Origin of the sequence: Antiquaquibacter oligotrophicus, from assembly GCF_020535405.1 — a bacterium.
GTDB classification, from domain to species: Bacteria; Actinomycetota; Actinomycetes; order Actinomycetales; family Microbacteriaceae; genus Rhodoglobus; species Rhodoglobus oligotrophicus.
Window position 1 is genome coordinate 1852543 of the sequence record NZ_CP085036.1, and the last position, 21223, is coordinate 1873765.

Annotated in this window: 13 protein-coding genes and 3 tRNA genes; 9 read left to right on the plus strand and 7 right to left on the minus strand. The window is 64.5% G+C overall.

Annotated features, from left to right (window positions below; genetic code table 11):
- Position 1: 1 nt before the first annotated feature.
- Both cls and LH407_RS09165 read right to left on the minus strand, forming a co-directional pair.
- Positions 2 to 1486, minus strand: a complete 1485-nt coding sequence (gene cls / locus LH407_RS09160; protein WP_322134294.1) for a cardiolipin synthase — start codon at positions 1484 to 1486, stop codon at positions 2 to 4.
- Positions 1483 to 1971, minus strand: coding sequence for a YajQ family cyclic di-GMP-binding protein (locus LH407_RS09165; protein WP_322134293.1), 489 nt, complete (start codon positions 1969 to 1971; stop codon positions 1483 to 1485). Before LH407_RS09165 ends, cls begins: the two co-directional genes overlap by 4 nt.
- A gap of 54 nt (positions 1972 to 2025) precedes the next feature.
- Between LH407_RS09165 and LH407_RS09170 the strand changes: the two genes are divergently transcribed.
- A complete protein-coding gene (locus LH407_RS09170) occupies positions 2026 to 2781 on the plus strand; it encodes a lytic transglycosylase domain-containing protein (protein WP_322134292.1) in 756 nt (251 codons plus the stop codon).
- Here the strand turns inward: LH407_RS09170 and LH407_RS09175 are convergent.
- Positions 2778 to 3791 (minus strand): LacI family DNA-binding transcriptional regulator, encoded by a 1014-nt coding sequence (locus LH407_RS09175; RefSeq protein ID WP_322134291.1) that lies wholly within the window; start codon positions 3789 to 3791, stop codon positions 2778 to 2780. The two genes, LH407_RS09170 and LH407_RS09175, sit on opposite strands and share 4 nt — an antisense overlap.
- 127 nt (positions 3792 to 3918) lie before the next feature.
- On the opposite strand from LH407_RS09175, the gene LH407_RS09180 reads away from it, so the two are divergent.
- Positions 3919 to 4000, plus strand: a tRNA-Tyr gene (locus tag LH407_RS09180).
- A 152-nt stretch (positions 4001 to 4152) separates the two neighbouring features.
- Here LH407_RS09180 and LH407_RS09185 read toward each other — a convergent pair.
- Positions 4153 to 5136, minus strand: a complete 984-nt coding sequence (locus LH407_RS09185; RefSeq protein ID WP_322134290.1) for a LacI family DNA-binding transcriptional regulator — start codon at positions 5134 to 5136, stop codon at positions 4153 to 4155.
- A 145-nt stretch (positions 5137 to 5281) separates the two neighbouring features.
- On the opposite strand from LH407_RS09185, the gene LH407_RS09190 reads away from it, so the two are divergent.
- Together LH407_RS09190 and bsh are read left to right on the plus strand one after the other, a co-directional pair.
- Positions 5282 to 8878, plus strand: coding sequence for a cell wall-binding repeat-containing protein (locus LH407_RS09190; RefSeq protein WP_322134289.1), 3597 nt, complete (start codon positions 5282 to 5284; stop codon positions 8876 to 8878).
- A gap of 149 nt (positions 8879 to 9027) precedes the next feature.
- Positions 9028 to 9993 carry a choloylglycine hydrolase gene (gene bsh, locus LH407_RS09195; protein WP_322135013.1) on the plus strand — a complete coding sequence of 322 codons (966 nt, stop codon included), beginning with the start codon at positions 9028 to 9030 and terminating at the stop codon, positions 9991 to 9993.
- A 9-nt stretch (positions 9994 to 10002) separates the two neighbouring features.
- On the opposite strand, the gene LH407_RS09200 is transcribed toward bsh, so the two are convergent.
- Positions 10003 to 10731, minus strand: coding sequence for a DUF4232 domain-containing protein (locus LH407_RS09200; protein WP_322134287.1), 729 nt, complete (start codon positions 10729 to 10731; stop codon positions 10003 to 10005).
- 176 nt (positions 10732 to 10907) lie between these two features.
- Positions 10908 to 16079, minus strand: a complete 5172-nt coding sequence (locus LH407_RS09205; RefSeq protein ID WP_322134286.1) for a CBM35 domain-containing protein — start codon at positions 16077 to 16079, stop codon at positions 10908 to 10910.
- A 404-nt stretch (positions 16080 to 16483) separates the two neighbouring features.
- Here LH407_RS09205 and LH407_RS09210 point away from each other — a divergent pair, with 404 nt between their 5' ends.
- Both LH407_RS09210 and LH407_RS09215 read left to right on the plus strand, forming a co-directional pair.
- On the plus strand, positions 16484 to 17281 hold the full coding sequence (locus tag LH407_RS09210) for an inositol monophosphatase family protein (protein ID WP_322134285.1): 798 nt from the start codon (positions 16484 to 16486) through the stop codon (positions 17279 to 17281).
- Positions 17282 to 17573: 292 nt separating this feature from the next.
- Positions 17574 to 18323 carry a M23 family metallopeptidase gene (locus tag LH407_RS09215; protein ID WP_322134284.1) on the plus strand — a complete coding sequence of 250 codons (750 nt, stop codon included), beginning with the start codon at positions 17574 to 17576 and terminating at the stop codon, positions 18321 to 18323.
- A 26-nt stretch (positions 18324 to 18349) separates the two neighbouring features.
- On the opposite strand, the gene LH407_RS09220 is transcribed toward LH407_RS09215, so the two are convergent.
- Entirely contained in the window at positions 18350 to 20086 is a 1737-nt protein-coding gene (locus tag LH407_RS09220; protein WP_322134283.1) for a glycoside hydrolase family 13 protein, read from the minus strand.
- A 150-nt stretch (positions 20087 to 20236) separates the two neighbouring features.
- Here LH407_RS09220 and LH407_RS09225 point away from each other — a divergent pair.
- From LH407_RS09225 to LH407_RS09235, 3 genes are all read left to right on the plus strand, one after another.
- Positions 20237 to 20308, plus strand: a tRNA-Thr gene (locus tag LH407_RS09225).
- A gap of 29 nt (positions 20309 to 20337) precedes the next feature.
- Positions 20338 to 20411 (plus strand) — tRNA-Met (locus LH407_RS09230).
- A 433-nt stretch (positions 20412 to 20844) separates the two neighbouring features.
- Complete coding sequence (locus LH407_RS09235) at positions 20845 to 21141, plus strand: DUF2277 domain-containing protein (protein ID WP_322134282.1); 297 nt, start codon at positions 20845 to 20847, stop codon at positions 21139 to 21141.
- The last annotated feature ends 82 nt before the right edge of the window (positions 21142 to 21223 follow it).

Below are 21223 nucleotides of genomic sequence, written 5' to 3' on the forward strand. Positions count from 1 at the left end.
GCTACTGCAGCGCCGCCGTAAGACGCATAACGTTGTCGAGGGTTGCCGAGGCGCGTGAGCGGTGCATCCACTCGTCCAGGGTCAACTCGCGGCTCACCTCGCGGTAGCTCTGCTCCACCTCCCGGAGATCGTCGACGAACTCGCGGCTGCGCACCATCACCGAGATCTCCAGGTTGAGGCTGAACGAGCGCATGTCCATGTTGCTGGAGCCGATGACGGCGACCTCGTCGTCGATGGTGAAGTGCTTCGAGTGCAGCACGGTCGGCGCCGGGTACAGCCAGATGCGCACGCCGGCGCGCAACAGTTGCTCGTAGTAGCTGCGCTGCGCGTGGAACACCATGAACTGGTCGCCCACCTCCGACACGAAGAGCTGCACATCGAGCCCCGACTGTGCGGCGGTTGTGATCGCGTACAACATCGAGTCGTCCGGTACGAAGTACGGGCTCGTGATGATCACTTTGTGCTGCGCGGCGTACACGAGCGAGTTGAAGAGGCGGAGGTTGTTCTCGCCCTCGAAGCCGGGGCCTGACGGCACCACCTGGGCGTCGAGGGGTGCTCGGGCGAGCACCGGGTTGGCGTCCGGGGATTCCCTGAGGAGCAATTCATCCGTCTCACTGAACCAGTCGGTGACGAACAGCGCGTTGATGCCCGCGACGATGGGCCCCTCGAAGCGCACCATGAGGTCTTTCCAGTGCAGACCGCGACGGATGTTGGTGGGCTTGTTGTAGCTCGAGTCGACCATGTTCTGCGAGCCCGTGAACGCCACGAGCCCATCAACGACGACGATCTTGCGGTGATTGCGCAGGTCGGGCCGCTGCCATTTGCCGCGGAGGGGCTGCACGGGAAGCATGAGCTTCCACAGCGCGCCCATCCGCTTCAGTCGCTTGATGGTCTGCTTGTATCCGGGGGCGCGGATGCTCGCAATGTGGTCGAGCAGCACCCGAACGATCACACCCCGCTGAATGGCACGATCCATCGCCTCGAAGAACGGCGCCGTCGTCGCGTCGTAACTGAGGATGTAGAACTCGATGTGGACCGTCTTCTGCGCGTTGTCGATGGCGCGCGCCATCGCCGCGATCGAGAGCTCATACTCGGGGTAGAGGGAGGCGCTGTTGCCGCCCACGAGCGGCATCGCGCCGAGGGTGCGGTTCAGTTCGACGATGGGGGGAAGCCAACCCGGCCACTCGGTTTGAGTGGTGACCTTCTCAATTCCGTCGGTGGTCTCGAGGATGTACTTGTTGATCTCCAGCTGACGTTTGCGGCGCTTGCGGGGAAGTTTGCGCGAACCCAGCAACAGGAACAGGATGATGCCGACGTAGGGGATGAAGAAGATGGCGAGCAACCACGCCATCGCCGTCTGGGGGCGTCGGTTTCGCGGAATGTAGATGACCGCGAGAACACGAATCGTGAGGTCGCCCGCGATGACCAGGAGTGCGACGACGACGGAGAACCAACCGGTCGTCGGATCGTCCGTCGTGTAGATCACCGGAAGTTCACGAACTGCAGCGCGACGTCGAGATCCTTGCCCTTGAGGAGAGCCATGGTGGCCTGCAGGTCGTCGCGGCTCTTCGACTGAACGCGGAGCTCGTCACCCTGAATCTGCGACTTCACCGACTTGGGTCCCTCTTCGCGGATGATCTTGGAGATCTTTTTCGCGTCATCGGAGCTGATGCCGTTCTTGAGGCCGACCTCGATGCGGTACTCCTTACCGCTCGCGTACGGGTCGCCGGCGTCGAGGCTGCGCAGCGAGATCCCGCGCTTGATGAACTTCTGCTCGAGCACCTCGAGCACCGCCTTGACGCGCTCTTCGGCGCTCGCCTTGAGCAGGAGCTTTTCGCCGCTCCAGTCGACCGAGGCGCCAACACCCTTGAAGTCGTACCGCTGCGCGATCTCTTTCTGCGCCTGGTTGACCGCGTTCTCGGCCTCCATCTTGTCGACCTTGCTGACGATGTCGAATGAGGAATCTGCCATGCCGACATGCTAGCGGGAGGGCTCCCGTTCAGCCGCTCGTGCTAGACACGAAGGATGGTTGCGCGCTGGGTTCCGTTTGCTGCCGGTGCGGGGGCGCTCGCCGTCGTCGCGACCGTGGCGGTGGTGGCGCTCGCCCCTCGAGAGACTCTCCCTCCCGCCCCCACGGATGCCCCGGACCTCCTGTTCGCCACGCAGGCCGCCGCGCCCCCTCTTGCCGCCGAACCCACCGGTCCGGGGCCGATCGGACTCATCGACCCCACGTGGGTGGAGAGCACCGCCGCGGTCACGGGCATCCCGCACCAGGCCGTGCTCGCGTACGCGGGAGCTGTCGTGAACGCTGAGGAGAACTTCCCCGGCTGCGGGATCGGCTGGAACACCCTCGCGGGCATCGGCTACGCGGAGAGTGACCACGGCCGCCACGGGGGTGCCACGTTCGAGGAGAACGGGCACGTGAGCCCCAAGATCTTTGGGGTGCCGCTCGACGGCACAACCACGGAGGAGATCCCGGATACCGACGGCGGCGAGTTCGACGAGACGGCCGACATCGACCGTGCGATCGGCCCGATGCAGCTCATCCCGTCGAGTTGGCGCAGCTTCCCGTCGGACGGAAACGGAGACGGGGTGCCAGACCCCCACAACATCTATGACGCGGCGGTTGCTGCCGCGAACTACCTGTGCCGGGCATCCGGCGACTTCACGACGCGTGAAGGTTGGGCGGCAGGGGTCGCGGCCTACAACTCGGCCGGAAGCTACACGGGCATCGTGGCGACCGCAGCGCAGTCCTACTACGACGCGAGTGTGGCCGGCTAGACCTGGCGCGCGGTGCTCGAGCGCACGATCAGCTCGAACGGGAGCGCCGTGTTGGTGGCGCTGATCTCGCGGTGGCCGGGCTTCAACTGGTCCATCAGCATGTCGACGGCCATGCGCCCCTGCAGCGCCGGGAACTGCGCGACGGTGGAGAGGCCGAAGAAGTCGCTCAGTTCGTGGTCGTCGACTCCGATCACGGAGACGTCGCCCGGCACGTTGAGGCCGAGGTCGCGTGCGGCGAGGATGGTGCCGATGGCCATCTCATCGGATGCGGCGAACACCGCTGTCGGCCGTTTGCGCGGGTTGCCCAGCAGCTGCTTGGCTGCGGCGTAACCGCCCTGGAGGGTGAAGTCGGCCGCCTCGAAGAGTTCCGGGTCGGGGGTGATGTCGGCGGCGACGAGCGCTTCCTCGTACCCGACCCTGCGCTTGGATGGCACGTGGAAGTCCATCTCGGAGTCTTTGTTGCCACCGATGTGGGCGATGACGGTGTGCCCGAGGGCGAGAAGGTGTTCGGTGGCAAGCCGCGCGACACCGATGTCGTCGATGCTGAGGGTCGGCACGCCTTCCATGGTTCCGCCGACACCGACGATGGGTTTGCCGAGGTCGTGGAGCCGCCCCACTTCGGCTTCGGTGAGTTCCAGCGCGATGGCGATGACCGCGTCGACGCGTTTGCGCAACAGGAAGTGCTCGAACACACTCGCGCGCTCGTCTCCGCCGCCGGACAGGTTGTAGAGGGTGAGGTCGTAGCCGTGGCTGAGTAGTGCGCTTTCGGCGCCTTCGAGGACGGCGCCGTAGAACCAGCGGTTGAGGAACGGGATGACCACACCAACGTTCTTCATTCGCCCGGTCGCCAGTGCCGAGGCGTGGGAGGAGACGACGTACCCGAGCTCGAGTGCCGCGGCGTGGACTCGCTCTCGCGTGGCCTCGGAGACGTGCCCGTTGCCGCTGAGCGCACGTGAAACCGTCGCGGTGGAGACCCCCGCGAGTTGGGCTACTTCGTTGATTCCCGGCATGTGCGACGCTGCTTTCCTCGGACGCAGCCATGCTAGCCGCCCGAAAGGTGGTCACGGGGCGGGCGTTGGTCTTGTATTCTTGTTCAGCGCGTTCGGACAGATGAGTACATGTGGCCGGGGGCGCCTCGGCAAGTTACCCAAGCGGCCAAAGGGATCTGACTGTAAATCAGACGTCTCAGACTTCGGGGGTTCGAATCCCTCACTTGCCACAAAAGGTTGAGGGCCTCCGCGAAGCGGGGGCCCTCAACCTTTTGTATTGAACGGAGCACCCCCGTGGGCCCCCGCTGAGCAGTCCGGCGGAGCGCGAAGCGCTCTGGCGGCGGCTCAGTAGGGGAGTCGAATCCCTCAGCACCCCCGAGGGCTAACGAAGAGAACTTCCCCGCACGATGAGGCGCGTCGGAAGGCTCACCTGACGGGCTTCGAGCCGGGACCCGCCCCGAATGCGTTCGACGAGCATACGGGCCGCCTTTGCCCCCACGTCGTACGCGGGCTGTTCTACGACGGTCATGGGCGGGTAGATCAGCTGGGCCCACGGGGTGTCGTCGAAAGTCAGGATGCCGATGTCGCGGCCAGGTTCCAGTCCTCGACGTTTCAGTTCCGCGAGAACCCCGAGTGCCATTTGCTCGCTCGACACGAAGAGCGAGTCTGGCGGGTCTTCGCGGTCGAGCAGCGCCGCGGCCGTATCTGCTCCGCCCTGCTGATCGAAGGTCCCGTGCTCGACGATGGGCTCGCCGCCCGCCGCGAGGACCGCTTCGACGTACCCTTGGGCGCGCCACTTAGCTGTTTCGATGTCTGTGGGGCCCGCGGAGCATCCGGGTCGTGTCCAGCCTTCGCGGATGAGGTGAGCGGTCGCTTCGCGCGCGCCGTGCACGGAGTCGGTGGTGACCGCATCGATGTTCTCGCCGAGGGTGCGGTCGATCGCCACGACGGGGATGCTGTTTTCGGTCAGCAATGAGATATCGCTGTCGGAGTTGTGCGGACACAGCAGAACACCGGCGACCTTTTCGGACAGGGCGACACCGATATAGGTCGCCTCTTTCGCGGCATCCTCATCGGAGTTACACAAGAGCACAGACAGACCCGCTTCGCGCGCGACATCCTCGACGCCGCGGGCCACCGCCGTGTGAAAGTGGTTGCCGATGTCGGGAATGATCAGGGCGATGAAGTCGGTGGACTGTCGCCGCAGACTGCGGGCAACGCCGTTGGGCCGATATCCGAGCTTCTCCGCCGCCACCTTGACACGCCGCACGTACTCTTCGCCGACCGTCGGGTGATTGTTCAGGGCCCGCGAAACGGTGGACGGTGCGACGCCGGCCTCCCGGGCCACATCGACGATCTTGATCATGCCGCCTCCTCGCACTCCCAGCGTCATGCTAACGGGCTGTTTCCGAGCATCCGCCAAAAAATCGATTCCCATCGGGAATCGATTCCCGTAAGGTGTTCCGGAGTGGCTCATTGGGGAGTCGCTGTCGAGGCGCAATGGAGCGAAAATGATCAGAACCCGAGTCGACAGATTCCGAGCGTGGCGCGCGAGCGCCATCGTTGCCGCACTGGCCGTCGTCGCGTCCCCACTGGGCGCGATCGCGCCTGCGGCGGCCGCTTCCTCCGTTGAGCTGTTCGCGTCTCCGACCGGGGCCGGGTCCGACTGCACAGTGGCTGCACCGTGTTCGATCGTCGAGGCACAAGCGGCAGCGCGGTCTCTTCTCGCGGCCGATGAGTCAGTGACGGTCACTCTGGCGGACGGGCGATACGACCTCGCGTCGACTCTCCAGTTCACGCCAGAGGACTCGGGCAGCGAAGGCGACCCCGCCATCTGGCGTGCGGCAACACCAGGGGCGGTCACACTTTCCGGCGGCACGAGCATCACCGGGTGGTCCATCGATGACGAGACACGCGGCATCTGGGTTGCGGATGTCCCGGACGGCAGCCAGAGTCGACAGCTTTACGTCGACGGGGAGTGGGCGCCGATCGCGCGGGCATCGGCGCAGGAGCTCGGATTCTTCGGCGGCTGGACGGGAACCTCGACGGGCTACACCATCACCGATGCATCCGCTCGCCAGTGGTTCCAGTCGGTGGATCCGGATGACGCGCCCCGAGTGGAATTCGTGTACGACGGTAAGACGGGGCACTGGACGCAAGGGCGGTGTCTCGTTGACGGGGTCACGGACAACGCGAACTCCACCAACCTGACCATGCTGCCCGTGTGTTGGGACGGAATGACGAAGCGCCCGCCCCGAGCGGGCATCGAGAGTGGCGACCTGCCGAACATGCCGACGTCTACGATCCCCTCGCGGATCGAAAACCACCCGTCACTCCTGAGCGCCGGCGAGTGGTACCTCGATGAGGACGACAACAAGCTCTACTACGCGCTTCCCGAGGGCAAGGACATCGCCTCCCTCGACATCACCCTCCCGCGGCTCGAGCGCCTGGTGACGGTGGCGGGAAGTCTGGCGGACCCGGTGCACGACATCCGTTTCGAGGGTCTCCAGTTCTCGTACGCAACCTGGCTCGGCCCCTCGACGACGGGCTTCGCCGAAGTGCAGTCCAATCTGCACATCACCGAGGAGCCGACACAGGGCAAGTGCAACGTGGGCAACCTCGGCGGTTCGTGCCCTTACGGTGCGCTGACCCAACCGCTCGCCAACGTCGACGTGTCCGGCAGCCGGAACATCGCGTTCGTCGACAACACCTTCCGGGCGTTGGGTGGCGCAGCGCTGGGCGTCCGATACGGCGCAGAGGGAACCGTCGTGACGGGTAACGAGATCACGTCAACCTCGAGCACCGGACTGTACCTCGGTTGCACCTATGACCCCCAGCCCTGGGATGCTTCCACCCACAACGGAATCAAGGAAAACTGCACTCCCGACGCTTCGGTAGTTGCGGGGGACGCCATCGGTGACAACGAGATCGTGCGCAACACGACCGTCTCCAACAATGTCATTCACGCGGTCGGGCTCGACTACAAGGCAGCGCCTGGCGTGACGATCCTGTTCGGCCAGGAGCTGACGCTCGTCAACAACGAAGTGTTCGACACTCCGTACACGGCGATCACGGCCGGAATCGTTCAGGGTCACGCGACGGATGCCGACAACCCCGAGAACAATCCGAACGTCAACGCTCGCAACGTCATCAGCAACAACCTGCTTTACAACTACATGCAGTACCTGCGCGACGGCGGAGCGATCTACGTTGAGGGCCACCAGGGCCAGTACGTGCTGGACGACGAGGGTGACCTCGACGTCGAGGCGACGATGGCCAACGGCTTGCTCGCCGAGGGAAACGTGGCGTTCAACGACGCCCCCGAGACGAACTACACCTACTACGACGACGCCGGCTCGCAGTTCCTTCGGTGGGTGGGCAACGTCGCGATGGGAACGAACGGAGCATCGCAGGGCGGATGCTCGCCGGGCGGGTACATCTGGACGACAGACAACTACTTCTCGAAGCAGATCGGGCGCTTCTCGGACTGCGAGCCACCGCGCGTCGGCATCGTCGCTTCGGGCAATACGGTGATTCCTTCGCGAGCGTCGCTCGCGGACATCCCTGAAGCAGTCATTGCGTCTGCCGGTCTGGACCCGGACTATCAGGCGTCGAGCACGGCAGAACAGCCGCAGCTCCAATACGTCTCGGATCGTGCCGCTGACGGGAGGGTGTTGCTCGCCATCACGAACCTCTCGGATGACACTCCGGTTTACGCGGGGCTGACGAAGCTCGACTCGCGCCGGGTGAGCTCCACGTTCGTTGAGGCGATTGTTCCGGAGTCGCTGATCGGGTACACCATCGCAATCGAGCAGCCGGATGCCTGGACCCGCGTCAACGAGACCGACCCGAGTGTCAGCTACCCGGGCTGGACTCTCGCGGGGGGACGGACCTTCGGCGATTACCAGAACGACATCATCTACACGGAGGCCAACGGCGCGACCGCGACAGTGACCTTCACCGGCACGCAGGTGCGGATCTACGGTGAAAAGAACGCAGACCAGGGTGACCTGGATATCGCAATCGACGGGGGTCCCGCTGAGACGATCAGTACGTACGCGGACCAGAGGGAGGTCGACACGGTTGTCTTCGAGTCGCAGCCGCTCGCCGCGGGCACTCACACCGTGACCATCACCAAACGATCGGGGCAGTACGCGGTCATCGATGGATACTCCTACATCCGTGTACAGCCGCCGGTGTCGGATGTTGTCGTGGATCGTATTGCCGGTGCTAGCCGCTATGACGTCGCGGTCAACATCTCCCAGAGTGCCTACCCGGAGACAGCGCCGGTCGTGTACGTCGCGAGCGGTGAGAACTACCCGGATGCTCTGTCGGCTGGTCCGGCGGCGGCATCCGAGGGCGGTCCCCTCCTCTTGGTGAGGCCCACCGCGATGCCCGCGCTGATCAGAGCCGAGATTGTTCGTCTGAACCCCGCAAAGATCGTGGTCGTCGGTGGACCGGCGTCGGTCAACGAGGACGTGTTCTTCTCGCTGTCATCGCTGGCGGACGAGGTTGTGCGTGTCGATGGTGCCGACCGCTACCAGGTGTCCCGCAATGTTGCCGAGTACGCCTTCGGCGGTGCTGATGTGCCGCTGGCGTATCTAGCGACCGGGGAGAAGTTCCCCGACGCGTTGACCGCTGGCGGTGCTGCGGGATCGCAGGATGCCCCGGTGGTGCTCGTCCGCGGCTCCGCGTCGGAGCTCGATGCTGACACCGCTGCTCTGCTTGAAGGCTTCTCCACCACGGACACTCGCGTGCTCGGTGGTGAGGCTTCCGTCTCGCAGGGGGTCTTCGATGACATCAACGAGATCACCACCGCGAAGCGTTTGGGCGGAGCAGATCGTTATCAGGCGGCGCGCGCCATCAACATGGACGCGTTCGACGAAGCGGAGCGTGCGTTCCTCACGACCGGGCTCAACTTCCCCGACGCCTTGACGGGCTCGGCGTGGGCGGCTGCTGCAGCGGCACCCATGTTCGTGGTGCCGGGGACCTGTGTTCCGGCGGGTGTGCTCAGCGATCTCGACACTCTGGGAGTGACCAAGGTGACCCTCCTCGGCGGTACCTCGTCGCTCACCTCGGCGGTGTTCACTCTTACGCCCTGCGCGTAGGAGTGCACTACAGACGGCTATGGCCCTCCGTGCGGGAAGGGTCATAGCCGTCTGACCTTGAGGGCCTTTGTGCCCTGCGCGTGCCCCTCGGGAATGGCAGCGTCGACTGCACAAGTCGACAAGCGCGGGAGACCACCATGTGCACGGGATTGAGCTTCACCACGAAGGATCACTACTTCGGTCGCAACCTCGACCTCGAGGTGTCATACCACGAAGCCGTCACGGTAACCCCGCGGAATTTTCCTTTGACGTTCCGCCGGCTGCCGCCCCTCGACTCGCACTACGCGATGGTGGGTATGGCGACATCCGCCGCGGACTATCCGCTGTACTACGACGCCGTCAACGAGAAGGGTCTCGGGATGGCCGGCCTCGCGTTCGCCGGCAACGCCGACTACAAGGAGGAGGCAAAGGGTAGAACCAATGTCACGCCGTTCGAATTCATCCCCTGGGTTCTCGGACAGTTTGACTCGGTGGACCAGGTAGAAGAGGCCCTCGCGGACATCTCGCTCGTGAACATCCCGTTCAGCGAGTCATTCCCCCTGTCACCGTTGCACTGGATCATTTCGGATCGTGAGCGCAGCCTCACCGTCGAGAGTGTGAAGGAGGGCCTTCGGGTTTACGTGAACCCCTTCGGTGTGTTGACCAACAACCCGCCGTTCGACGTCCAGCAGTTCACGCTCAACAACTACAGAAACCTGTCCCCGTACCAACCCGAGAACACGTTCGCGCCGGAGCTGCCCCTCGATCTCTACAGCCGAGGGATGGGCGCGATCGGTCTACCCGGCGACCTCTCGTCGTCATCGCGCTTTGCCAAAGCGGTCTTCACGAAGGCGAACTCCGTGACGGGTGACTCCGAGTCGGAGTCGATCAGCCAGTTCTTCCACATTCTCGGTTCGGTGGAGCAGCAGCGCGGGTGTGTACACGTGGGAGACGACGACTCGTTCGAGATCACCATCTACTCGTCGTGCTGCAACACCGAGACCGGCATGTATTACTACACGACCTACGAGAACCGGCAGATCACGGCGGTCGACCTGCATCGCGAGAACCTCGAGGGCGACACCCTCGCGGTCTACCCGCTCGTCACGGGGCAGCAGATCTTCGTGCAGAACTGAGGCGAAAGATCAGCCCGCGAAGACCGCCGTCACACTGAGGAGCTCGACGTCGATGTTTTCGCACGCCTTGAAGTCGGTCGTCTCGATGATGAACGACTCCTCGGAGCGGGGGAGGGTCACGCGAACACCGTCGGCAGTTACGGAACCACAGTCGGCCACCGGCGTCGTCATGATCAGGAGCGTCGCGGTGGCGGATGCGTCGGGCGCGATGTCCACCGGAGCGACCTCGATCGACTGGCTGAGGCTCGCCGCAGCACCGATCTGAGTTCCGTTGGTACCACGGATGAAGCTCACACCCGGGAAACCCTCGAGGGTGCAGTTGTCGTCACTCGTGTTGGTGAAGACGATCGGCACCGAACTTGATCCGGGACTGGCGGTGATGGCTCCGAACGTGGCTGTGACGTCCGTCGTCGTGCAGGCGTTCGCTGTTGCGGGGTCGACGGGCTCGGGCTCGGGGTCGACCGGTGCTGCGGAGCCGGCATCCGTGGACTCGCTCGACGGCTGCGCTGCCGGATCGGTGGGGGCGCCCTGGGGTGCGAGCACGGCAAAAGCGATCGCGGCGACGGCGCCCAGGCCCACAACGACGAGGGCCGCGATGATGATCGCCATGAGGCGCTTGTTGTTCTTGGGCGCCTCCTTGGTGGTCTCGGTGGCGGGAACGCTCAGATCGGCGGAGGCCTTCTTCTGGAGTTCGGTGCCGGGCGTCGGCTCCGAACCGGGCGTGGTGGGGTCGCTCATCAAATGTCCTTCAGCGGTGGGGAACGTACGTCAATCGCAACAGTGGGATCGCGCACAACAACTTGCGCACGGTATCAGAATTATCTGGCTCTTCACAGAAGAGCACACGAGACGACGACGGGGCGGCAGGCCGGTGAGCCTGCCGCCCCGCGTCGCCGGTCTCCCGGCTATTCCCTTTAACTACACGGTGTGAGCGATGCAACCTCCTCCGTGAGCGAGTTGACTCCACCCAAAAGCGTCAGGTGGGTTACACCGAGCGCTTCGAGGTCAACGAGGACACCGCTGGTGACGCAGGTTCCCGGTGCAACATAAAGTGGCGCTCCTGCCCCTGCCGCCCAGGCAGACCCGGCTAGTGCATCGGGGAAGTTCGCGCCCGTAGCCAAGAACGCCCGTTCCGCACTGTCGAACGCGTCCGTGTTGATCGCTCGCGCTACTTCGTATCGGTTTGCGCCGCCGAGTCGCAGAGCCGTCGTGACCTCCGCGATGTCATCGAACACCGCCGTCGTGACGGTGGCCGTCCCACCCAGGACACGAGTATCCGTGGTGTTGAAGGACTCGAGCAGCGTTGCGGTGTCAGCATCCAGAGCGTCGGCCGAGCCGCGCACCAGGACCACCGGAGCATTCTGTGAGCCTGCAGCGCCACCGGCGGCCAACGCGTCGGGGAACTTCTCGCCGGTCGCGATGTACACCATCGGTACGTCCGCGCCACCGAACGCGTACTCCGCGATGTTCCGCGACACTTCGTATCGGTTGGCTCCAGCGATGCGAACAACTTCATCGGCCATGGACGATAGCGAGAAGAACACGTCGGCGTTGACCGACGCGGTGCCGCCCACGACGACGATCTTCTCCGGGCTCAGCCGTTGGATTTCTTCGGCGATGACCGAGGGAATTTCGTTCGACTTCACCAGAAGGAGAGGACCACCTTCGGATGCCGCTGCCGGTCCAGCCGCCAGGGCGTCCGGGTAGTTCTCACCGCTAGCGATGTAGACCACTGGCGCGGTCTCCGGGTAGGCCGCCGTCGAGATGTTTCTGGCTACCTCGTAGCGGTTGGCCCCGTCGATCCGATCTACCGTCATGCCGTCTCCACCCAGTAGCTCCAAGGTCAGGAGATCAGGGTTGATGTACCCGGTATTGCCTGCGGCGACGTAGTACTCGATCGTATTCGCCCCTTCAACGAGTTCGATCGAATGCACGAAGTCGTCCCACTCGCTCCAGAGAGCGGTGGTCGGCAAGGTCAAGACCTGCGGTTCGCCCCCGTTCACCTTCACCGAGACGGTTCGGGTGTCGGGGTTCTGGCCGTACGGTCCGGCGGCGTAGCGCAGCGTGGCGTCGTATTGCCCAGCATCCTCGACGAAGAGGTCGAGACGCACCCCATCACCAGCGGCAAGGAACAGATCCACGAAGCCGGTGCCGGAGTATCCGGCGTGGTTCGTCGCCACACCTGCCGAACCACTGCGAACACCGGTCTCTGCCTCGTAGACCAGCGACGGCACGGGCGGAGGAGCGACAGCCGGCTCGATGAACTCGAGCGAGATGTCGCGGTACTTCACCGGACTGCCGTGATCTTGAAGCAGGATGCCGCCCGTCGCGGGTCCCTCTGGCTCACCTACGGTCGTCGACCCGGTGACTCCGACGTTGTCGTGAATCTTCTGGCCGTTCCACCATGCGGTGATGCGCGGACTTGACACCTTCGTGCCGTTTTCCCAGCGCGCGGCGGTGAACTCGATGACGTAGTTCTGCCACGTGCCGGGCTCTGTCGCCGCGTTGACGTCCGCCGCCTTCTGGAGGTAAATGGCTCCGGCGTCATTCGTTTGCAGTTGCAGCCCGAACGAGTCGAGAACCTGGATCTCGTAGCGCTCTTGCAGGTACACACCGCTGTTGGCACGGTTCTGACCCGTGACTTCGGGGCCGTACACCGGTAACCAGAAGTCAAGCTCGAGCCGGAAATCCTCGAAACCTTCCAGCGTGCGGAGGTTTCCACCCGAGACGGCCATCGTGTCGTCAGCGAGAGTCCACTGTGGCGCCCCACCGTTGGCGTTCTGCCACGCTGCGAGTCCGTTTCCGTCAAAGAGCTGGATGGGCTCGCCGTGGGGTCGAACGCTGAGGAGGTCGAGGTTGACCGATCCGGTGAGTGCCTCGTACGCGATCGTGTTTACTCCCGCCTCGAGGTCCACCGTGATGCGCTCCGTTCCCCACTTCGCCCAGTTGGCGATGGTGCTGGGGAAGGACAGCTCGCCGACGCTCTCGTCGTTGACGATGACGCCTCCGGTCGGCTCGGCGGCCGTCACAGCGGCCCCGTTGGAGTAACGGAAAGCGAGGTCGTACTCCCCAGCCTCCTCGACTGCGATGTCCAGCGACACCGCCGAGTTGGCATCCAGCGAGGTCACGTAGCCCGTGCCCGAGAAGCCGCCGAAGGTGGAAGCGTTTTGCGAGTTTGTTTTCGCGCCGAGCTCCCACTGGTAGAACGTCTGAATCTCCGGCTCGGGGTCGGGGCCGTCGACTGGGACCAGATCGATACGGTCGAAATTGATGTAGCCCGTATCCCCTGCCACGTTGTAGAAGCTGATCGTGTTCGCACCAGCGTTGAGCGTGAGACGGAACGGATCGGATTCGAGCCACGTCGTCCACGCGGACGTGGTTCCCAGGGTCAACTGCATCCCGGCACCGTTGTTGGCGGCGACATGCGTCGTGCGACTATTCGGGTTGGGGCCACCGTACTGGCCAGCCCCGTACCGCAGCACGACGTCATACTCTCCGGCCTCGGCAACGGTGACAGGAATGTCCACCCTCGCCCCTGTCGACTCAAAGCCGTCGACGAAGGCATCGCCGGAGAATCCGGCATGCTCCGTGTCGATCCCCGCCCCGCCAGACAGCGATCCGGTCTCAGCCTCAAATCCGCTCCCCGTCGGCGTCACCAACGTCAGCGTGAGGTTGTCGAGGTTGATGAAGCCCGTATCGCTTGACGTGACGCGGTACTCAATGGTGTTGGTGCCGGCGTTCAGCGCCACCTCGGCGGTTTCGGTCGACCAGGTGTTCCACGCTCCGGTGTTCGGGAAGGACTGTTGCCCGACACTGATGCCGTTGACGAACAGACTCGTCGTGCGTCCCGCCGAGTCCGGGTAGGTTCCTGCCGCATAGCGCAACGTCACGTCATACACGCCGGCCTCCTCGACTGTCACGTCGATCGACGCCGATGCTGGCTCGTCCATGTCGTCGACAAAGCCGGTTCCTGTGAAGCCCGAGTGCTCACTGGCCACTCCGGCGTTCCCGGTGCGGGTCCCGTCTTCCATCTCGTAGTACAGCGACGGCTCGACGGGCGGCTCAACGTATCCGGGGATCTCATTGATCGTGTACCAGGCTTCGGTACTCCACAGCGCCTCGCCGTCGCTGGCACTGAACGGGCGGGCGGACTGAACGTGCACAACTCGGTTCTCGAGAAGGCCATCGACGTCGAAAGTGACCGTCATCCCATCTTCCGAGACGGCTACGTTGCTCGCATTGAGCTGCTCTTGATTGAGCTTCGGACCGCCGTAGCTGTTGGTGGGTGCGTAGCGCCACTGGGAGATCGAGTACGCATTCTCAATCGTTGCGAGCGTCTCCTCCGAGATGGGCTTCGTGTACTCGATCTCAAAGCCGGTCTCGGTGAGTGTGACGTTATGCATGTCGAAGTTGTCTTCGCCGTTGAGGCTCAACTTCTGGAGGCCGTAGCGAAGCTTGTTCGACTGTCCCCAGTTGCCACCAGCACCGAGGCCACCGAAGTAGATGTCGCCGTCCGGGCCGAGGATTGTGCGATTGATCCCACTCTCGAGTCCTTGCGTGTGCCGGAACACGACACCCTGCTTGACCCCGTCGACCTCTTGCATCGAGACGCGCTGGAGGCCACCGTAAGTCACATCACCAACGAGAAGTTGGCCTGCGAACGGGCCGTCAGTGAGTTCGACCGGCTGACTCGTAGAGTTTCCGATCTCGTTCTGCGGGAACCACACGATTGGGCGGACCACTGGCTCGTTGTCGAACGGTCCCGCCGGGGTGTTGTAGTGGTTATAGAACCCGCCATCCTCGATCTCGATGAGCTTGGAGGCGGGCAACCAGTCGCCCTGGTTGTCGGCGACGAGGATCGTGCCCTCAGATGTCCAAGCCATCCCATTGGGGGTGCGCAGGCCACCAGCCACGTACTCGATGTCTCCAGTCTCCGCGTTCACCTTGATGTGGGTGCCACGATTCTCGACCGGCTGTGGGTTAGAGGAGTTGCCACCATTGCCGATCCCGACGGAGAGGTTTAGGTAGAAATACCCCTCGTCGTAGAGCAGGCCGAACGCAAACTCGTGGTAATTGCCGCCGTAGGGGAACGTCGCGACCGTTCTTTCCGTCCACTCGCCATCAAGGTCGGCGTCGGAAAGCTCAAGAAGTTGGTGCTTCTCGGTCACGTAGATCTTGCCGTCCACAGCGATGACACCCATCGGCTCGAACATGTCGTCGGCGATCAGCGTGCGCGTAACAGATTCGGCATCGACATCGTCGCCGACCACACCGTCGAGGAGGTAGACGTGCCCGTTGCCCGAGGTGCTTCCGTAAATCGTTCCACCCCACGTCGTTGCGATGAGCGTGTCGCTATCGAGCCAGGCGAGTCCGGTGATCTGCGGCTCCCACGAGTCGGCCCGCAGGTCGGTGAGGTCGTAGATCGGATTGACCGTGTCGAGAGGAAGTCCGTCTCCCGGTGTGTCTTCACTGTCGATGCAGGTCTTGATCCCCGGCGCCGTAACGTGCGCCATGGTCTCATCGTCGTAACTGAAGGCTGTTGCGGGCACCGTTGAATAACCGCTGTCACCCGGTTTCTGCCACTCGAGTTTGAGGTTCTGGCCCCAGTAGTCCTCGTAGTGCTCGACGCGAATGGTGTGCATCCCTGCCGTGAGGTTGACAGTGCCCGTTGCCCCTCCGCTTCCCGCATTCGCGATAACGGTCGAACCGTTGATCATGAGGCGTCCGGTGTCGTCGGCCAGCAGGCGGAAATTGTAGTTGCCGGTCGTGGGTACCGTGAGGTTGCCGAACGCGTGAGTGATGAAGAAGTCGGTGAGCCCGAATTGCGCGTCGGTTTGCCAATCGATGAGCGCCATTGGCTTGTCGACGTTGGGCGTCTGGCCCGGGGTCAGCTCACAGATCCCGCCTATCGACTGGCCCATGTTGAACGACCGCAGGATGATCCCGGGGAGTTGGTCGACAGCGTTCGCTGCGGGGACTGTGCCGCCGAGCACGAGCGCCCCGGTCAGCGCGAGCGCGGTAGCGACCTTGCTGCCAAGGCCGGGAGATCGCTCCTGTGCGTGTCGTTTGGGGGGTATCGGACTCATGAGGTGATTCCTTCCATTCGTTGTTTTCAGCTCTCCTCGGCAGAGCGCAACCACAACGCCGTCGTCAGCCCTGCACGGAGTGCCCCAGCGCACGTTGCGGCGCCGGCAGAAGAACGCTCGGGCAGGGGACGACGCAGATTCGCGATCATCATGCGGTCGGTCACCCCCGGCCGGTCGCGCCGACGAGGCTGCTGGCCTTGCACGTCGGTGTGCGGCCATACTCGCGGCAGTGCGTTCGCGCTGAGCGTAAACGGGCTTTCGAGCGAAAGTCAATACGTCATACGAAAGTTGTATGACATGCGATATCGCCCCCGAACGGGTGTCACGGCATTGGGACCGCTCCCATGCCCAGAACCACGGGAACTGAGCATCCCTGCGGCATTTTCCCCTTCTAGGCTGGTTGCGTGACTCGCGAACTCCTCGACATTGCCCGCACCATCGCTCGCGAGGCCGGTGATCTCGCCGCCCGTCATCGCGCCGCTGGCGTCGAAGTGGCAGCGAGCAAGTCGTCGATCGTCGACATCGTCACCGAGGCCGACCGCGAGGCGGAGGCGCTCATCAGAGGTCGTCTCGCCGAGCTCCGCCCGAATGACGGCTTCTTCGGTGAGGAGAGTGGTGCCGAGACCGGGTCGAGCGGTCTGACCTGGCTTGTCGACCCCATCGATGGCACCGTCAACTTCCTCTACGGCATCCCGCACTACGCGGTGAGTATCGCCGTCGTCGAGGGCGACCCCGATCCGCTCACGTGGCGAGGGCTTGCGGGCGCGGTCGTGAACCCACCAGCTGGCGAGGTGTTCACGGCGATCGCGGGCGAGGGGGCGTGGCTCGGGGATGCGCGGCTTCGTGTCGCGGAACCGGTCGAGCTGCCGCAAGCGCTCGTCAACACGGGGTTCGCGTACGGCGCGGAGCTCCGGGCCGAACAGGGAGCGGTGGTTGCAGGACTGCTGCCGAAGGTGCGGGACATCCGTCGCCTGGGTACGGCATCGCTCGACCTGTGTGCCGTCGCGGCAGCGCGAACGAACGCGTACTTCGAGCGCAACCTGAGCCCGTGGGATCACGCCGCCGGGGCGATCATCGCGAGCGAAGCGGGCGCCACCGTGAAGGGCTGGGCGGATGCCGCGGCCGGTCGTGACTTCATCCTGGCGGCCCACCCCGTGGTCGCCGCCGCCCTCGAGGAGCTGCTCGCGGAGTTGCACGCGTAGCCGCGGCTGGCGCCTGCTCCCGGGAGCGGTTACCCTGGACCCACCCCCGTTTCCGCACGGCTCAGCGCCGCGGAACCCCGAACGACGCAGGTGTGACGCTCGTCGAGCGCAACTGCACGAGGAGTGACAGATGTCGGTGCGCGAGCATGACGACACCGCGCACTCTCACCACCACCATCACCCGTCGTCAATCCCTCCCACGCGTCGACAGTTGCGTGAGGCCGAGGCAGCGCACGCGGCCAAGAGTCACAGCCCGTCGCGCGCCCCGCGGGTTCGGCCATCCACTCGGCCCGTGTCGAAGAAGCCGAAGCAGCGCGGGGCGCGTCCCTCTCCCGCGCCCCGCGAGCGCACGTCCTTCGCCCGCAAGTTCTTCTCGTTCGCTGCGCTTCTTTTTGCCGGCGCCCTCCTGGTGGGCACGTCGGTCCCGGCGAACGCGTTTCTGGAGGATCCGGCATCCGTTCTCGTCGCATCCGTGCCGACCGCCGTCGACGGGCAGAGTGTCGAGGTGTCGGCGGACGCCCTCGCGGAGGCGCCAGCGCGTGACGGCTACGAGGTGATCACCTACGCGCAGCAGTTGCGCGAGAAGTACGCGAACGTGAGCTACGCGTACACCGCGACGACGGGTGCCGTGCGTTGGCCTTTCCCGTATGCGGTGACGATCACGGATGGCTACGGTCCGCGTGACGTGAACGTCTCCGGTAGCGCGTTCCACAACGGCACCGACTTCACGCCGGGCGACGGAACCCCGATTTACGCGATCGCGGATGGCGTCGTCTCACTGCACTCCGAGGATCAGGGTGGCTTCGGTAATCACGTCATCCTCACGCACGAGATCAACGGCCAGAAGGTCGAGAGCGTTTACGCGCACATGCAGTACGGATCGAGCCCGCTCACCGTGGGCGAGACGGTCCGTGTCGGAGACTTCATCGGACTCGTCGGCAACACGGGCACGTCTTACGGTGCCCACCTGCACCTGGAGATTCACCTGGACGGTGTCGCGGTCGACCCGTTCGTGTGGCTCTCCAACAACGCGGTGAACTAACCGCCGTTTGTGCAGCGCCGAAGCGCCTAGGCCGAAACGCGCATCCACACCGTGGTGTCGCGAGGCAACGCACCGCCGGTGACGTCCTCGCTCGCGAGCAGCACCTCGCCGACGGGCAACTCGACGGCCACCTTGCCGAGGTTCGCGAGCACGGTCACGTCTCCGTTGCGGAAGGCCACCACGTTGCGTCCGTAGCCCTTGATCCAGGTGAGCTCGCCGCCGCCGAGGTCGTTCTCCGCGCGAAGGCGTAGCGCCGCGCGGTACAGCTCGAGCGTGCTTCCGGGCACACCGATCTGGCCGTCGCGAGCGTAGGATGCCCACTCCGCGGGCTGCGGAAGCCAGCTTGCACCGGTCGAGTTGAATCCGAAAGCGGGCTCCTCCGACTCCCACGGGATCGGGACGCGGCATCCGTCGCGTCCGTACTTCTCGCCGTTGGTGCGGAACCAGGTCGGGTCTTGGCGCGCCTCGTCGGGCAGCTCCATGTCTTCGGGGAGACCGAGTTCTTCACCCTGGTAGAGGTAGGCGCTGCCGGGCAGCGCGAGCATGAGCGACGTCGCGGCGCGTGCGCGTCGCAGGCCGATAACCGGGTCGGGCTTGCCGAGCGACTTCGGGCCGATGCCAGCGCCCTGCGGGCTGTCTTTGGTGAGGGCCAGGCGCGAGGCGTGGCGCACAACGTCGTGGTTGGAGAGCACCCAGGTCGCGGGCGCCCCGACCGCGCCGAATGCGGCAATCGACTCGATGATGACGCGCTTGAGGGCTGGCGCCTTCCAGTCGGTGAACATGTAGGCGAAGTTGAACGCCTGGCTCATCTCATCCGGTCGCACCCACAGGGCCACCTTCTCGAGCGGGTCGACCCACGCCTCCGCGCACAGCACACGGTCGCCCTCGTACTCGGCGAGCACGGCGTGCCATTCGCGCCAGATGTCGTGAACACCCTCCTGGCCCCAGTAGGGCGGGTCGGGCGGGGAGTCCTGGATGACCGGCTCGAGCGGGGTGACATCCGATGCCGCCTGCGCCCCACCCATCGAGGCGCCCTCGGCTGGCGGGGTGTAATCGGGAAGCCCGGCTTCCTTGATCATGCCGTGGGCGACATCCACCCGGAATCCATCGACGCCGCGGTCGAGCCAGAAGCGCAGGATGTCACGGAACTGCTCGCGCACCCACGGGTTCTCCCAGTTGAGGTCGGGCTGCGACTTGTCGAAGATGTGCAGGAACCACTGGCCGGGTGTTCCGTCGGCCTTGGTGGTGCGCTCCCACATGGGGCCGCCAAATACGGACTCCCAGTTGTTGGGCGGCAGGTCGCCGTTCGGGCCTTTGCCGTCGCGGAACATGTAGCGGTCGCGCTCCGGCGAACCCTCGGGGGCCGCGAGCGCCTCCTGGAACCAGCGGTGCTGATCCGACGTGTGGTTGGGCACCATGTCGACGATGACCTTGAGACCCAGGTCGTGTGCCTCCGCGAGCAGACGGTCGAAGTCGTCGAGAGTGCCGAAGAGGGGGTCGACATCGCAGTAGTCGGCTACGTCGTATCCGGCATCCTTCTGCGGCGAACGGAAGAAGGGTGAAAGCCAGACGGCGTCGACGCCGAGCTCCGCGAGAGAGGGGAGTCGTTTGGTGATGCCGGCGAGGTCGCCGATGCCGTTGCCGTCGTCGTCCGCGAAGGAGCGCGGGTAGATCTGGTAGATGACGGCCGTACGCCACCATTCAGAACCGGCAAGGAGGGTGTGCTCTGACTCGAGGGACTGCGGTGTGCTCTCCGTTGTCATCCCAACACGATACGGTATTTCACGGATGCTGCAAGCGCTTGCATCCGGCGCCCGCCACGTCGTTCATCAAGGCGTTACATCGTGTACCCGGCCGCATCGCGCGGGTGCTAGTCTCTTACGGTGCCAAAACGGCGTTCTGCTGTTGCGCGCGCCCCCTTAGCTCATTGGTAGAGCACTTCCTTGGTAAGGAAGAGGTAGTGGGTCCGATTCCCACAGGGGGCTCGAACATCCGGCTCCACCCGGATGCTCGTGGCTGAGTAGCTCAGTTGGTGAGAGCGCACGACTCATAATCGTGAGGTCGCGGGTTCGAGTCCCGCCTCAGCTACAGAAGGAAAGGCGCCCCGCGAGAGCGGGGCGTTTTTGCTTCTGTACCTGGGACGTCGACTCTCATTCGCTGGGCCCACGCCGCGCAGTCAGCCGCGCCGCGTTCAGCGGCGTGGATACGGCGACGGTGGGGCGTCGAGTCCCGCCTCAGCCTCCGCGTGACCTCCGCCGCGCTGAGTATCCCGACTATCCCCTTATCGCCCACCCCATTCCGGCACTATCGGCAGATTCGGCGCCGGTCCCTGTCAGCGTTGGGCCCCGTACCCGAGCCGGGGCCCAACGCCGGCCAAGGATGACCAGCTGGGGCCTGGTCTCCCTCGACGCGTAGACCGTAACTGAGGATCACTTCGGTGGTCTGCCCCTCGGACTGAGGATTGACTCGGGGTACAGGCGGCACGCTAGCGCCCGCCAGGAGTCGGGTCTATCGTGACCGCATGTGCCGAAACATCCGGGTTCTTCACAACTTTGAGCCACCCACGACCGATGACGAAGTGCGGGAGGCTGCGCTGCAGTTTGTGCGCAAGGTGAGCGGGTCCACGCATCCGTCTCGTGCCAACGCTCCGGCGTTCGAGCAGGCCATCGATGAGATCGCCGCCGCGACGAGACGGATGCTCGATCAGCTGGTCACGAAGGCGCCCCCGCACAACCGCGAGGAGGAGGCCATCAAGGGCAGGCAACGCCACGAGAAGCGTATGGAACGTGAGGTGCGCATCCGTACCGCGGAGGCCTGAGCCTCGAGTGTTGCCAAATGGCAGCTAAAACACTGCTCAGAGCAGCCATATGGCATCACTCAGCGACAGAGCGAAAAAAAGT

Bases quoted from the DNA above. Each gene is read 5' to 3' on its own strand.
- LH407_RS09205 (WP_322134286.1), bottom strand. From the start codon at position 16,079: ATGAGTCCGATACCCCCCAAACGACACGCACAGGAGCGATCTCCCGGC.
- LH407_RS09220 (WP_322134283.1), bottom strand. From the start codon at position 20,086: ATGACAACGGAGAGCACACCGCAGTCCCTCGAGTCAGAGCACACCCTC.
- LH407_RS09175 (WP_322134291.1), bottom strand. From the start codon at position 3,791: ATGCCGGGAATCAACGAAGTAGCCCAACTCGCGGGGGTCTCCACCGCG.
- LH407_RS09185 (WP_322134290.1), bottom strand. From the start codon at position 5,136: ATGATCAAGATCGTCGATGTGGCCCGGGAGGCCGGCGTCGCACCGTCC.
- LH407_RS09165 (WP_322134293.1), bottom strand. From the start codon at position 1,971: ATGGCAGATTCCTCATTCGACATCGTCAGCAAGGTCGACAAGATGGAG.
- LH407_RS09200 (WP_322134287.1), bottom strand. From the start codon at position 10,731: ATGAGCGACCCCACCACGCCCGGTTCGGAGCCGACGCCCGGCACCGAA.
- LH407_RS09190 (WP_322134289.1), top strand. From the start codon at position 5,282: ATGATCAGAACCCGAGTCGACAGATTCCGAGCGTGGCGCGCGAGCGCC.
- LH407_RS09235 (WP_322134282.1), top strand. From the start codon at position 20,845: ATGTGCCGAAACATCCGGGTTCTTCACAACTTTGAGCCACCCACGACC.
- LH407_RS09170 (WP_322134292.1), top strand. From the start codon at position 2,026: ATGGTTGCGCGCTGGGTTCCGTTTGCTGCCGGTGCGGGGGCGCTCGCC.